The sequence below is a fragment of the Martinezella sp. CNPSo 3795 genome, from assembly GCF_057784475.1.
The window spans coordinates 144,961-158,755 of the sequence record NZ_JBXSOQ010000009.1 but is presented as its reverse complement, the minus strand read 5'-3'; the positions used below and the strand labels follow the sequence as shown (position 1 = coordinate 158,755).

The window sequence follows — 13,795 nt, the reverse complement described above, 5'->3', positions numbered from 1 at the left end:
TACACCGATGGATTTTCAGAGGCGGCGTTCGTTTTCTTACGTAAATCAATCACTCTCTTACATGGCCAGTGCTCTTGTGGGCCACATTGCCAATTCACGCGATCGTCGCAACAATCAAACCACTGAATGCACATGTGGGGGAGATACAATGGCATTTTCTGTTGCGTTGAGGAGCGCAGTCACACTCGTTATCAGCTCGTCTTTCGCGACCGCTGCTTTTGCGGGCGGCCTTGATCGTGGCGGCTATGATATTGATTTGCTTTTCGACAAAGGCCGTTATGTATTCGAGTCAGGCGTTACTTACGTCATGCCCGACCGTAAACTGAAGAACGCCAAGGACATCAACCCGGCTGACGGCAACCTCAACAACCGTAGCCGTTCGACGGATGCGTCGGAAAATTACGCCATTCCCTATGCCGCTTTCAAGATCGGCATCACCGATGATCTCGACTGCATGGCCGACTATTCGCAGCCTTTCGGCGGCCATCTCAACGAAGGTTCAAATTGGGCCGGCGCCAATAACGAAACCGAAGTCAAGGTTCGCACGAACAACTATTCGGCCACCTGCTCGTACAAGTTCGATGCGGGTCCGGGTCAGCTGCGTCTGATCGGCGGCGGTTTCTATCAGGAAGTCAGCGGCTACAAGTCGCGCCTCGTCTACGCCACTCCGGCTCCGATTTCAGCCATTTACAACGGCATGGGTTCGCTTGACATCGACGGTCACGGCTGGGGCTGGCGCGCGGGTATCGCCTACGAAATTCCGGAATATGCCTTCCGCACGAGCCTCGTCTACAACAGCCGGGTCAAATACGACAACCTGAAGGGCAGCGTCGACCTGACCGAAGTACCGCCACCTGTTGTCCCCGGCTTCGGTGGCAAGGTAACGTCTGTTTTCGGCTCGGCCGATGCTCCCGACTCCCTGGAATGGAAGGTACAGACCGGCATCGCGCCTGATTGGCTGGCCTTCGGATCGGTTAAATGGACCAACTGGAGTATCCTTCAGAGCATAGCGCTCTGCCCGAGCTCCACGCGCAGCATATCCTGCAGAGCCAATGGCCCCACAGAGCTTACCTCGCTTGATCTGCTGTACAGGGACGGCTGGACGATCACCGGCGGTGTCGGGCACAAGTTCAATGACAAGTGGAGCGGCGCCGTCAGCCTGACCTGGGATCGCGGTACAAGCGATGGCTATGGCATGAACTCCGATACATGGACCCTCGGCGCGGGCGTGGCCTATAAGGCGACAGAGCATGTTCAGTTCAATTTCGGCGGCGCTCTCGGCCTCATGACATCAGGCAAATCCGGACCGGTCACGCGCGGCGGTGTCGTCTACGGCAATGATGCGACCTATAGCTTCGGCAATGACTTGGTCGCCGCTCTTCAGACATCGGTGAAAGTCAGCTTCTGACGATAAGCCATTGAATTGAAGGAGCTAGTTGACTGATCCTTCACTCTATCATCAACGTCGCGAGCTTTTCCGAGCCTCGCGACGTTTCTTTGTCTGATCGGCAAAAGGCGGAACGCAAACCGCCCCTTTTGCCTGATTTATGGTTAAAGAAATCTCAAGTTCGATAAAATCTTTGTGACGAATTAGCAACACTCTATTTCAAGACATTGCAGCCACGTGATCAGATTACAATTTGTCCATTTCCCGCCACAAATGGGGAGCAGCGATTACGTGGGCACAGGGGCAAGCTTGTAGAAAGTGCGTAAGCGGTCGATGGGTGAACTTCCACTTTGGCATAAGCAACAATTCGGGATCGGAGCTGCGATGCTTCCGACGCAGCCGAAAACGCGTTGTCTGCCAAGGGAAGTCGTCAGCCGGCCGATCTTTGGGCTCCATCATCGGAAGGCGAACGAAGGTGCTGCTTCGATGGTGGGATGCGATAGCGGCCGCGCAAATGCTGGTTTGGACATAATTGCAAGCTATGCTCGCAATTGTGGCAAACAGCATCGGTTGGATGCCACAGGAAATGCCTTTTCGAAGGACGATCCAGTCTCGTGCGCCATCAGGGAAAACATTCGTGAAGCTGGCGGCGATTATGCAAGTGCCGTGACAGGTCCGAATGGAGCGAAAGAAATCGACTGTTATGTTTAAGTCCGAGTTCATATCAGCGAGAGTCATGATGCTCAGCCTGTCCCTTGCCACCGCGGTGGTACTGGCGGGTCAAGCCAAGGCATTCGATATCAATGCCGGCGTCACCAAGGAATCAGGTCCGTTCGATCTCTTCAAGTTCGGCTTTAAGGCCTACAAGAACGGACAGAAGGAAGAGGCAGTCGAAGCCTATCGTTATGCCGCCGAAAAAGGCCATACCGGCTCACGCTGGGCCTTGGCCAATATGTATGCCGATGGCGACGGCGTGGCGCAGAACGATTTCGAAGCCTTCAAGATCTATAGCGAGATTGCCCAGCAGGGTGTGGAACCGGGCTCGGAAGACACCGGCTTCTTCATCAATGCGCTGCTGGCGCTCGCGAGCTACTACAAGACGGGCATTCCCAACAGCCCGGTGAAGATCGACCTCAACCAGGCCCGGCAGCTCTATTTCCAGGTGGCATCGACATTCGGCGTTCCGGAAGCGCAGTTCCAGTTGGCGCAGATGATGCTGTCCGGCGAGGGCGGCGCCACCAATGTTCAGCAGGCCAAGAAATGGCTGAACCAGGCCCGCAAGAGCGGCCATCCGGGCGCCATGGCCGTCTTCGGCAATATCCTGTTCCAGGAAGGCCAATCCATCCGCGGTCTCGCCTTCATGACGGCGGCGCTGGACAAGTGCAAGCCGAAGGACTGCAGCTGGATGGAAGACCTGCAGGAGCAGGCATTCTCCGTTGCCAACGAGAACGACCGCCGCGTAGCGGTCTCCATGGCCCATCAGCTTGATGTTGCCGGCTCCGATTGATCGCGCCGGCTTTACTGACGTTGTTGTTGCTCGGGCCGCGCGGTGTGCTTGCAGCCGAACGGACTAGCTCCCGAAATCAAGATGCGCGATGACGGGCACGTGGTCCGACGGTTTTTCCCAGGCGCGCACATGTTTCTCGATTGCCGTTGCGGTGAGGCGATCGGCAGCCTCGGGCGACAGCATCAGATGGTCGATGCGAATGCCATTGTTCTTCGGCCATGCGCCCGCCTGATAATCCCAGAATGAATAAAGCTTGATTGCATCCGTCGTCGCGCGCACCGCATCGGTAAAGCCGAGATGTTCGAGCTGACGGAAGGACTGGCGCGTCTGTGGCAGGAAGAGGGCATCGCTCTCCCAGACCTTCGGGTCGAAACAATCATGTGGCTCCGGAATGACGTTGTAGTCGCCGGCGAGTATCAGAGGCTCCTCCATGGCCAGGCGATCCAAGGCGAATTTGCGCAGGCGCTCCATCCAGGCGAGCTTGTAGGGGTATTTTTCGGTATCGACCGGATTGCCGTTCGGCAGATAGAGGCAGCAGACCCGCAGGGCGCCGTGTCCTTCAACGGAGAACACAGCCTCGATGAAGCGGGCCTGTTCGTCGCTGTCGTCGCCGGGTAAACCGCGCCTCACCTCATCCGGTTTCGTCTTCGAAAGAATCGCAACGCCATTGAAGCCTTTCTGCCCATGTGTCTCGACGTGATAGCCGAGCGCTTCGATCTCCAGACGTGGAAAGCCTTCGTCGACCGTTTTGATTTCCTGCAGGCAGACGATGTCCGGGTTCGAGTCCTTCAGCCATTGGCAGAGGTTCTCGATACGCGCTTTGACGCCGTTGATGTTCCAGGTGGCGATTTTCATGGGCGGCTCATTCCTTTGCTTCGCCTTGTTGTATCCGCAGCCGATCGGCTTGACTACAGCCCATATGAAAACCGGCCCGGAGCGAAGGCTCCCGGCCGGTCATCAAATTGTGGAAAAAGAGGGTAGGGATCAGATCGCGAAACTGGTGCCGCATCCGCAGCTTGCGACTGCATTCGGATTCTTGATCTGAAAGGATTGGCCGAGAAGATTGTCGACGAAATCGATCTCCGAGCCCGCCATATAGACCAGCGACAGCTGATCGATCAGGACGGTCGCATTGTCCTTTTCGACGACGATATCGTCATCCTCAGGGCCTTCAACGAGATCGAATTTATAGGAAAAACCCGAACACCCGCCGCCTTCGACGGCAACGCGAAGAGCGCGCTTTCCGGCATCCGCGCCGACGATAGCAGCGATTCGCTTGGCCGCAGCATCCGATAGGGTAACACTTGCCTCAGTCATATTTTCCTCCTGCCGGGGTCAAGATCCGGAGAGAACCAATAATAAGCCGTCGAACTTTCAAACGGCTGATATCCGTAGCCTTTATCATGAAAGTCAGGCCGTTGACAGCTATGGTTTCGTGGTTGAGCCACACACCATTTTGCTGTTTTCTTGTCTATAGGTATGAAGGCCGCAAAGCGGCGTCAATGGGCCGGAATGTACGAAGAGCGGGCATATGTCCGTACTGCCGGACAGGGCCGGGGACCGATTGCAGGGAAACGACTGTCGCGCCGATAGCGGTGCGGGAGCCAAATGCCGGAATGGATTGATAATGACGATTGATACGCATGCATTGGGTTTCGGGTATGGGGAAAAGGCAGCCTATGCGACAAATCCCTGGGAATCGCGTGGAAGGCTCTACGAAGAAGGATCGAGCCCGACACGCTCTGAATTCCAGCGCGACCGCGACCGGATCGTCCATGCGACCGCCTTCCGTCGGTTGAAGCACAAGACGCAGGTCTTCATTGCTCAGGATGGCGATCATTACCGCACTCGATTGACGCATACGATCGAAGTTGCCCAGATTGCCCGCGCCTTGGCGCGTGCCCTGAAACTCGACGAGGATCTGGCGGAGGGTGTGGCACTTGTTCACGATTTCGGCCACACACCCTTCGGCCATACGGGCGAGGATGCGCTTCATGAAGTGCTGCTGCCCTATGGCGGCTTTGATCACAATGCCCAATCCCTGCGCATCGTCACCAAGCTCGAGCGCCGTTATGCCGATTTTGACGGACTCAATCTTACCTGGGAAACGCTTGAGGGCCTCGTCAAGCACAATGGGCCATTAATGACGCCTGATGGTAAGGGCATCCGCGGTCCGGTGCCGCAGCCAATCCTCGATTATTGCGAGATCCACGATCTCGAAATTGCTTCCTATGCCAGCCTTGAAGCGCAGGTCGCCGCGATCGCGGATGACATTGCTTACAATACGCACGACATCGATGACGGCTTGCGCTCCGGTTATCTGACCTTCGATATGCTGGAGGAGGTGCCCTTTCTCGCCAAGCTGATGGCCGAGGTCAGGGCCCGCTACCCGCATCTGGAGGCGAGCCGCTTCACGAACGAGATCATGCGCCGGCAGATCACCCGCATGGTCGAGGACGTGATCGCCGTTTCGCAGCAGGCGCTCGCCGAAATCAAGCCGGGCAATGTCGCTGACATCCGTGCTGCCGGACGGATCATCGCAACCTTCTCGCCCGAGATGGCCGAAACCGACAAGCTGATCAAACAGATGCTGTTCAAGCGTATCTACCGTCATCCGGACATCATGCGCATCCGTGCCGGCGCGGCGCAGATCGTCACGGACCTTTTCGGCGCCTATATGGAAAATCCCAGGGAGATGCAGAGCCATTACTGGGTCGATCATATTGCGGGCCTGGCGATCGCCCCCAAGGCAAGGCATGTCGGCGACTATCTCGCCGGCATGACGGACACCTACGCCATCAGCGCCCACAAGCGCCTGTTTGACCAGACTCCCGATTTGCGGTAGGCAGCGGCGGCGTCGGGCCGATAGCGGCTCGCGAAGCTCATGCGTGGACGATATGATGAACCTTTTCACCGACTTCGAAGTAAGAATTAATAACGCTCTCGAACAAATTGATATTGTGCGAGAAAAGCGATCTGAGCTCGACTTCGGACGTATCGGCGTAGAGCCGCCGCGCGATGCCAGCCACGGTGATGTCGCCACCAATGCGGCCATGGTTCTCTCCAAGCCGCTGGGCACGAATCCGCGTGCGCTTGCCGAAATCATCGTCGCCAAGCTGAAGGAAGATGCCGACGTTGCCGAGGTTTCGGTCGCAGGTCCAGGCTTCATCAATATCCGCCTTTCGGTCGGCTACTGGCAGCGGCTGCTGGCAACCATGATCTCCGAGGGCGAGAAGTTCGGCCGCTCCAAGCTCGGCGCGGGGCAGAAGGTCAATGTCGAATATGTTTCGGCCAATCCGACCGGACCGATGCATGTCGGTCACTGCCGCGGCGCCGTGGTCGGCGATGCGCTGGCAAACCTGCTGGCCTTCTCCGGCTATGAGGTGACGAAGGAATATTACATCAACGATGCCGGCTCCCAGATCGATGTGCTGGCGCGCTCCGTCTTCATCCGCTATCGCGAGGCGCTCGGCGAGCAGGTCGGCGAAATTCCGGCTGGCCTCTATCCCGGCGATTACCTCGTTCCGGTCGGGGAGGCGCTGGCCAAGGAATTCGGCACCAAGCTGCGCGGCATGCCGGAAGAGCAGTGGCTTCCGATCGTCAAGGATCGTGCTATCGATGCGATGATGGCGATGATCAGGGAGGATCTGGAGGCGCTGAACGTCCATCACGACGTCTTCTTCTCCGAACGCACCCTGCATGCCAATGGCGCGGCACTGATCCGCACCGCGATCAATGACCTGACCTTCAAGGGCTATGTCTACAAGGGCGCGCTGCCGCCGCCGAAGGGACAGCTGCCGGAAGATTGGGAGGATCGCGAGCAGACGCTCTTCCGCTCGACGGAAGTGGGCGACGATATAGACCGCCCGCTGATCAAGTCGGACGGCTCCTATACTTATTTTGCTGCCGACGTTGCTTACTTCAAGAACAAGTTCGACCGCGGCTTCAACGAGATGATCTATATCCTCGGCGCCGACCATGGCGGCTACGTCAAGCGGCTGGAAGCGGTAGCCCGCGGCGTTTCCGACGGTGCTGCGAAGCTGACTGTGCTGCTGTGCCAGCTCGTCAAGCTCTACCGCAATGGCGAGCCGGTGAAGATGTCGAAGCGCTCGGGCGATTTCGTCACGCTGCGCGAAGTCGTCGATGAAGTTGGCCGCGATTCGGTGCGCTTCATGATGCTTTACCGGAAGAATTCCGAGCCTCTGGATTTCGATTTCGCCAAGGTTACAGAGCAGTCGAAGGACAATCCGGTCTTCTACGTGCAGTATGCGCATGCCCGCTGCATGTCCGTCTTCCGTCAGGCCAAGGAAGCCTTCCCGGACCTCGACATCGCCTCGCTTGATCTGTCGAAAGCTGTCATTGGCGCGATCTCCGATCCAGCTGAATTGCAGTTGGTTGCGAAGATTGCGGAATTCCCGCGAATCATCGAAGCTGCAGCACAGTCGCAGGAGCCGCATCGCATCGCTTTTTATCTTTACGATCTGGCCAGTTCCTTCCATGGACACTGGAATAAAGGTAAAGATTTACCGGAATTACGTTTTGTTAACGATAAGAACCGAGAATTGAGCATTGCCAGACTTGGGCTGGTGTACGCTGTCGCGTCGGTTTTGAAGTCGGGTCTTGGTATAACTGGGACCGCAGCACCGGACGAAATGCGATAAACGTCACCATTTACCCACATTGCGCTGGCATTAACTGTAGTGTTTGCGAGTGGAACGGGTGATGGCAGAAAAACAGTTGGCGTATCGCGCAAGCGGAAACGACGAGTTCTTTGCGGATGATGATCCGCTCGCAGAACTCGCTCGTATCGTGGGTTTTGAGCCGCGCCCCGCTGCTCAGGCAACTCCTGCGGCTCAACGGCAGGAGCCGGCCTTCAACCTGGAAGACGAGCTTCTTCGCGAATTCGAACGCTACGATACGCCACGAATGAGTCCGGCAAATGACATCGCCGCTCCGGTCGAGCAGGTGTCACCGCCGAGCCATGAAGACGTTACGCTCTCCGCTGAGCCGGTGCAGGCCGAGCCCAAGTTTGAAGAGCCGAAGTTCGAAGAACTTGCGCCGCAGCCTGTGGCTCCGGTGAAGCCGACGATCGGCGCTCGCGATCTGATCGACGAGCTGGAAATGTCGATCGCGCCGGTTCTGCAGCCAGCGCCGAAGGCTGCACCTGTCGAGCCGCAGGCGGCTGCGCCAGTGCTGAAGCCGACGCCGCAATCCGCTGCCGCCACCATACGGTTGCCGCTTGCCAACTTTGCCCTGGCAACGCCCGTCGCCTCGCGTGAGCAGTTCACGCCGCCGGTCGCGCCTGCTGTTGCTCAGCCGGCGCCGAAAGCCACGTCTGACGAAGCGCTGTTCGATGATGCCCTTGATTTCGAGGCGTTTGATCCTGTCGAGCCTCCGCGCGCTCCGGAAGCCGTCTCGCAGCCTGCTGCATCCCAGCCAGCTGCGGCCGTCTTCCAGGCACCAGAGCCGCCTAAGGTCGCGAAGGCCGATCCGGCTGCGCTTTCCGCCGAGATCGACGCTCTGCTGGCCGATGTGAATCGCTATCCGGTTCCATCCAGAGCCAATGCGCCTGCAGCGAAGGAGGAGCCGGATTTCGGCAATTTCAGTGCGTCGTTTTCCGAGCCTGCAGAGTTGTCCGCCGCTCCCGTGGCAGCCGCACGGCATGAAGAGCCGAAGCCGATTACCTTCGGTGCGGAGGATCCTTTTGCCGGTCAGGACTTTGAATTCGATTTGGCCGATATCGAAATGGAACTTGCCGGCCTCGATTTCGCTGAAGCCGAAAAGTCTCCCGCTGCTCATCAGCAGGCTCCGGCCGCTCCGATCGCAGAGCCGATCCTTTCGCGCGCAACGCCGGTCGCTCCGGGCCCCGCCGCTCCGGTGATTGCCGCCGCAGCGCCGCAGCCAATGCGACCCGCACCGGCGCCGGCTGCACCTGCCGCAAATGTTGCTCATGCCGCAACCACGGCAGCGCCCGTATTTGAGGCCGACCAGCCTCTGCCGTTCGATCCCACGGAAATCTCCGAGACGGAGGATCGTGTCGAGACCTTCGAGGGTTCGCATGTTCCTCATCTGCCGGCGATCGAGCCGGAGGAGCCGATCGCTGTTCCGCCGGAATTTGATTTCGATCTCGATTCGGAAATGGCGAGCCTGCTCGGTACGCCTGCCAAAGAAGCCGCACCCGAGCCGATCAAGCCGGCCGTTGCCGCACTTGGCAGTGCTGCCGCCGCCGCTTCCTGGTCCAAGAATGCGGCAGCCCAGCCTGCTGCGCCCGTCGCAAAGCAGCCGATCGAGGAGTTCGACGAGTTCGAGCGTGCGCTGGAAGAAGACTTCCGCCGCAGCTATCGCGAGGCGGCTACGCCTGTCGAGAACGTCGCCAGGATGACGTTGAACCCCGCCGCCAACCGTCGCCCGGTCCGCTCTGTGCGCGGCATGGTCACGACTGCAGCCGTCATCGTTGTTCTTGGCGTCGGTGCCTATGGCGCCTACAGCTGGGTTCGTCACGGCGCGCCGATCTCCAGCTTCTCCGGAGAGCCGCGCGTGATTGCGGCCGATAGCGATCCGATCAAGGTCGCTCCGGAAAATCCGGGTGGCACCGTCGTTCCGAATCAGGACAAAGCCGTCTACGATCGCGTCGCTGGCGATAGTACGGCGGCGCCGAAGCAGAAGGAGCTTGTCTCCTCCAACGAGCAGCCGGTTGATGTCGTCCAGAAGACGCTGATTCCCGAGGCGGTATCGCCTGACGACAGCGATGGCGATCAGGTGACGTCGACGCCGGTCGGTGAAACCGAAGATCCGCGCCTGCTGCCGAACCAGAATGGTGGAAACACCAACGTCGCCGCCAACAACGACGATCAGGTGCCATCAGTCTCTCCGCGCAAGGTGCGCACGATGATCGTCAAGCCGGATGGCTCGCTGGTTCCGCGTGACGAGCCGGTTGCCGATACCACGACCGCAGCCGCCAAGCCGGCGAACAGTCAGGTCGCATCGACCAATTCGCGCCCGTCTCAGTCAAATACTCCCGCAGCAGCCCAGCCGGATAGCGCCGACGCTGCCAGCGCCGAAAGCACGCCGATCCGCGTCGTCAAGACGAACCCGGTGCCGACGGCACGCCCCGAACCTGCCGCCAAGGCCAGTACGGCTGCCCCGGCCCAGGAAGCCCAAGCTCAGCCCAAGGTTCAGCCGAAGCAGGTCGCATCGGCTAGCCCCCCGGCGGCAGCCCCGGCTGCGACCTCTGCCGCGGGCGGCGGCGCTTACGGAGTGCAGATCGCATCCCTGCCGACCGAAGCCGACGCGCAGAAGTCGCAGGCGAACCTCAAGGTCAAGTTCGCCAGCATCATCGGCAATCATCCGCTTGAAATCCGCAAGGCCGACATCGCCGGCAAGGGCACCTACTATCGCGTCCGCGTCGTCGCCGGCTCGAAGGATGAGGCCGCGGCCATCTGCACCCGCTATCGCGCAGCCGGCGGCACCTGCCTGATCTCGAAGTAATCAAGTTGGGCTTTCAGCCTGGGTGTTCGATAAAGTTGAAAAATCCGCCCGCAGAGATCAATCTGCGGGCGGATTTATTTTTGATGCGCTAAGCGCGGGACATGGCGAACGATGCGGCATCTACAGCTATCGACGCGTCGAACGTTCATCAGGCCGTTTGTTCCTGAGGACGCCCCGGATATCTTCGCCAACATATCGCCTGGCATCACGCGTTTCATGGCCTGGCATCCGCCTGAGACTGAAGCGGCTTTTGCGGATGTTTGGCGGGGTTGGCTGAAGGCAATTGAAGACGGCTCGGAATTGCACTTCACAGCCCGCTGCAGGAATGACGATCGCTTTCTGGGTGTTATCGGTATGCATGCCGCGCTGACCGACACGCCGGAGCTTGGAATTTGGCTTCGCAGCGAAGCGCAAGGTCTGGGATTCGGCCGCGAATTGATCGGCGCGATCATCGGATGGGCAAGTGCGAGCTTTTCTATTCGATATTTCGTATACCCCGTCGCAGAGGAGAACATCGCCAGCAGACGGATAGCTGAAGCCTATGGCGGCGAGGTGAGGGAGTGCAGGTCAAATCCTAAATACCGCTCAGTCGTCTATCGTATACCGCCCAAATAGCCTGCCGAAGACGGTTGTTCCTGTGTATCCCAGCTTGACCTCACTCGCATTTCCCAGCGCAAGCCTTATGATTCGGGTATGAGCGAATCGAAATCCATGATCCTCGGCTGTAGCGGCCACACCATCACGCCCGAAGAGCGATCCTTCTATAAGGGGGAGCAGCCATGGGGCTTTATCCTGTTCGGACGCAATATTTCCGAACCGGCACAGATCGCCGATCTCGTTGCGTCTCTGCGCGATAGCGTCGGACGCGACGCTCCGGTTTTCATCGACCAGGAAGGCGGCAGGGTGCAGCGCATTCGCCCGCCGATCCTGCCGCATTATCCCTCGGGGCAGGCACTCGGCGATATCTATCGCCAGGATCGCGAACGAGGCCTCCGTGCTGCATGGCTGATGTCGCGGCTCCATGCCTTCGATTTGCTGAAATTCGGCATCAATGCCGATTGCCTGCCGGTGCTGGACGTGCCTGTGGAGGGATCGAGCAACGTCATCGGCAATCGCGCCTATGGCTCCGATCCGGTGACGGTGACGGAAATGGGACGCGCGGCGGCGGAAGGGCTCAAGGCCGGCGGCATGCTGCCTGTCATGAAGCACATGCCGGGGCATGGCCGGGGCTTTGCCGATTCGCATCATGAGCTGCCTGTCGTCTCGGTGCCACGCGCGGAGCTGGAGGCGCATGATTTCGCTCCCTTCGTTGCAATGAAGGACGAACTCATGGCGATGACCTGCCATGTCGTCTTTACCGATATCGATCCGGAGAACCCGGCCACGACGTCGCGCAAGGTGATCGAGGAGATCATCCGCGGGCATATCGGTTTCCAGGGACTGCTCCTGTCGGACGATACCTCCATGAATGCGTTGAAGGGCACGATCGGCGAACGTGCAGCAAATATTATTGCGGGCGGATGCGATATCGTGCTGCATTGCAATGGCGTCATGGACGAAATGCAGCAGGTGGTTCGCAATGTTCCTGCTTTGGCAGGGGCGTCGCTGAAACGGGCCAAGGCGGTCGAGGCGGCATTCGGCAGAAATGATGGCGCCGATGAAGCCTCTATTCGGGCGGAATTCGACGCGATGTTCGCAGTGGCGTAAAGCCGGGCTTCGAGGAACGGGCGGGTGACAGAGTGAGCGGCAGCACGGACAAGCTTCAGCAGGCGGCAACGCCGATGGACAAGCTCTGGCAGGAGGGTGAGACACAGCGCGGCTCGCATGAGCCGTCGCTTGTCGTCGACCTCGCCGGATTTGAAGGACCGCTTGATCTGCTGCTGCATTTGGCACGCAACCAGAAGGTCGATCTGTCCCGTATCTCCGTTCTAGCGCTGGCCGAACAGTATCTTCAGTTCATCGAGAGTGCGCGGCGTATCCGCATCGAGCTTGCGGCCGATTATCTCGTCATGGCCGCTTGGCTCGCCTATCTGAAATCCAAGCTGCTGATCCCGCAGCAGAGCAAGGAAGACGGACCGACCGGCGAGGAGATGGCGGCGACGCTCGCCTTCCGCCTGAAGCGGCTGGAAGCCATGCGCGATGCTGCTACCGATCTTGTCAATCGCAACCGCCTCGGCCGCGATATCTTCGCGCGCGGCGCGCCGGAACATATTCCGGATCGACGCCAATCCGCCTTCGACGCCAGCCTCTATGATCTGCTCACCGCCTATGCGAGCCTGCGTCAGCGTCAGGCCGTGACCCAGGTGACGATCGAGAAGCGCCGTGTCTGGTCGCTGGCCGATGCCCGCGTTATTCTGGACCGGATGATCGGCGAAATCACCGATTGGACGGCCTTGGAACATTACCTGCTGAGTTACATGACGACTTCGAGCGAGCGGGTGACGGCGATTGCCAGCGCCTTTGCGGCATCGCTGGAGCTGGTGCGCGAAGGGCAGCTGGAAATTCGCCAGGAAGGCGCGTTTCAGCCGCTTTACATGCGGCGCGGGCCGAAGCATTCGTCACTGGAAGCAGCGGAATAGGGCAGGAAAGCGCGTGACTGAACCGGACGACGAGCAGCAGCAGCATGTGGAGCACGAGGCGGAAGCGCCCGATGTAGACGATCGTCGGCTGAGCGAGGCCGAGCGGATTGCCGAAGCGCTGGTCTTCGCCTCAGCGCAGCCGGTTTCCGAGGCCTTCATTGCGGAGCGCGTGGCGCGTGGGGTCGAAATTCCCGCCATCATGCAGAAACTCAAGGCCGATTACGCCATGCGCGGCGTCAATCTCGTCCAGGTGGATGGCGCCTGGGCCTTTCGCACGGCTGCGGATCTCTCCTTCGTGATCCGGCGTGACGAGAGCGAGGTGCGCAAGCTGTCGCGTGCGGCGCTGGAGGTGCTGGCCATTATCGCTTACCATCAGCCTGTCACACGCGCCGAGATCGAGGATATCAGAGGCGTGCAGACCTCCAAGGGCACGCTTGACGTTCTTATGGAGTCTGGTTGGGTCCGCTTCCGTGGCCGTCGCCGCACGCCGGGGCGACCGGTGACCCTTGGCACGACGCGCGATTTCCTCGATCATTTCGGTCTCGAAGAGCTGCGCGATCTGCCCGGTCTCGAAGAGTTGAAGGGGGCGGGGTTGTTGTCAGGCCGGATTCCGGCCAATTTCAACATTCCCTCGCCGTTGATGAGCGACGAGTTGACCGAAGACGAAGATCCGATCACGCAGATGGATCTGGAGGAACTCGGCATCCTGCCGCCGAGCGGCGCAAGCTCCAGCGATTGAGCGTTGGCCGGCTCGTTCAAGGGGTTGCAACCCTATCTGCGGATTTTCGCGAAACTGCCGGCAAAGTCTCTCTTTCGCCATCAGCGGGTGCGAAT

11 protein-coding genes are annotated in these 13,795 nt (G+C 59.4%); 9 read left to right on the top strand and 2 right to left on the bottom strand.

Translation table 11 applies throughout. The annotated features are described in order from the left end of the window. Positions 1-148 precede the first annotated feature (148 nt). The gene (locus AC13QY_RS23300; protein ID WP_113333494.1) at positions 149-1,408 is read left to right on the top strand and encodes an OmpP1/FadL family transporter; all 1,260 of its coding nucleotides are present in this window, start codon (positions 149-151) and stop codon (positions 1,406-1,408) included. 682 nt (positions 1,409-2,090) lie between these two features. Continuing rightward, on the top strand, positions 2,091-2,894 hold the full coding sequence (exoR, locus tag AC13QY_RS23295; RefSeq protein ID WP_069611965.1) for an exopolysaccharide production regulator ExoR: 804 nt from the start codon (positions 2,091-2,093) through the stop codon (positions 2,892-2,894). A gap of 63 nt (positions 2,895-2,957) precedes the next feature. Here the strand turns inward: exoR and xth are convergent, their stop codons facing one another. Further along, on the bottom strand, positions 2,958-3,749 hold the full coding sequence (xth, locus tag AC13QY_RS23290) for an exodeoxyribonuclease III (RefSeq protein ID WP_113352628.1): 792 nt from the start codon (positions 3,747-3,749) through the stop codon (positions 2,958-2,960). Between the two features lie 129 nt (positions 3,750-3,878). After that, positions 3,879-4,211, bottom strand: coding sequence for an iron-sulfur cluster insertion protein ErpA (gene erpA / locus AC13QY_RS23285; protein ID WP_113333492.1), 333 nt, complete (start codon positions 4,209-4,211; stop codon positions 3,879-3,881). A 310-nt stretch (positions 4,212-4,521) separates the two neighbouring features. On the opposite strand from erpA, the gene AC13QY_RS23280 reads away from it, so the two are divergent. The 7 genes from AC13QY_RS23280 (at position 4,522) to scpB (ending at position 13,700) form a co-directional block, all read left to right on the top strand. Then, complete coding sequence (locus AC13QY_RS23280; protein WP_113333491.1) at positions 4,522-5,739, top strand: deoxyguanosinetriphosphate triphosphohydrolase; 1,218 nt, start codon at positions 4,522-4,524, stop codon at positions 5,737-5,739. A gap of 55 nt (positions 5,740-5,794) precedes the next feature. Next, positions 5,795-7,555 carry an arginine--tRNA ligase gene (gene argS / locus AC13QY_RS23275; RefSeq protein WP_113352686.1) on the top strand — a complete coding sequence of 587 codons (1,761 nt, stop codon included), beginning with the start codon at positions 5,795-5,797 and terminating at the stop codon, positions 7,553-7,555. A 61-nt stretch (positions 7,556-7,616) separates the two neighbouring features. Continuing rightward, positions 7,617-10,382 carry an SPOR domain-containing protein gene (locus AC13QY_RS23270; RefSeq protein WP_113352627.1) on the top strand — a complete coding sequence of 922 codons (2,766 nt, stop codon included), beginning with the start codon at positions 7,617-7,619 and terminating at the stop codon, positions 10,380-10,382. A gap of 111 nt (positions 10,383-10,493) precedes the next feature. Beyond that, positions 10,494-10,997 (top strand): GNAT family N-acetyltransferase, encoded by a 504-nt coding sequence (locus AC13QY_RS23265; RefSeq protein WP_113389585.1) that lies wholly within the window; start codon positions 10,494-10,496, stop codon positions 10,995-10,997. 78 nt (positions 10,998-11,075) lie between these two features. Then, on the top strand, positions 11,076-12,089 hold the full coding sequence (gene nagZ, locus AC13QY_RS23260) for a beta-N-acetylhexosaminidase (protein ID WP_488493954.1): 1,014 nt from the start codon (positions 11,076-11,078) through the stop codon (positions 12,087-12,089). Positions 12,090-12,163: 74 nt separating this feature from the next. Continuing rightward, positions 12,164-12,961 (top strand): segregation and condensation protein A, encoded by a 798-nt coding sequence (locus AC13QY_RS23255; RefSeq protein ID WP_069612288.1) that lies wholly within the window; start codon positions 12,164-12,166, stop codon positions 12,959-12,961. Positions 12,962-13,007: 46 nt separating this feature from the next. Continuing rightward, complete coding sequence (gene scpB / locus AC13QY_RS23250) at positions 13,008-13,700, top strand: SMC-Scp complex subunit ScpB (protein ID WP_246661078.1); 693 nt, start codon at positions 13,008-13,010, stop codon at positions 13,698-13,700. The last annotated feature ends 95 nt before the right edge of the window (positions 13,701-13,795 follow it).

Bases quoted from the DNA above. Each gene is read 5' to 3' on its own strand.
- AC13QY_RS23300 (WP_113333494.1), top strand. From the start codon at position 149: ATGGCATTTTCTGTTGCGTTGAGGAGCGCAGTCACACTCGTTATCAGC.
- exoR (WP_069611965.1), top strand. From the start codon at position 2,091: ATGTTTAAGTCCGAGTTCATATCAGCGAGAGTCATGATGCTCAGCCTG.
- xth (WP_113352628.1), bottom strand. From the start codon at position 3,749: ATGAAAATCGCCACCTGGAACATCAACGGCGTCAAAGCGCGTATCGAG.
- erpA (WP_113333492.1), bottom strand. From the start codon at position 4,211: ATGACTGAGGCAAGTGTTACCCTATCGGATGCTGCGGCCAAGCGAATC.
- AC13QY_RS23280 (WP_113333491.1), top strand. From the start codon at position 4,522: ATGACGATTGATACGCATGCATTGGGTTTCGGGTATGGGGAAAAGGCA.
- argS (WP_113352686.1), top strand. From the start codon at position 5,795: ATGAACCTTTTCACCGACTTCGAAGTAAGAATTAATAACGCTCTCGAA.
- AC13QY_RS23270 (WP_113352627.1), top strand. From the start codon at position 7,617: ATGGCAGAAAAACAGTTGGCGTATCGCGCAAGCGGAAACGACGAGTTC.
- AC13QY_RS23265 (WP_113389585.1), top strand. From the start codon at position 10,494: ATGCGGCATCTACAGCTATCGACGCGTCGAACGTTCATCAGGCCGTTT.
- nagZ (WP_488493954.1), top strand. From the start codon at position 11,076: ATGAGCGAATCGAAATCCATGATCCTCGGCTGTAGCGGCCACACCATC.
- AC13QY_RS23255 (WP_069612288.1), top strand. From the start codon at position 12,164: ATGGACAAGCTCTGGCAGGAGGGTGAGACACAGCGCGGCTCGCATGAG.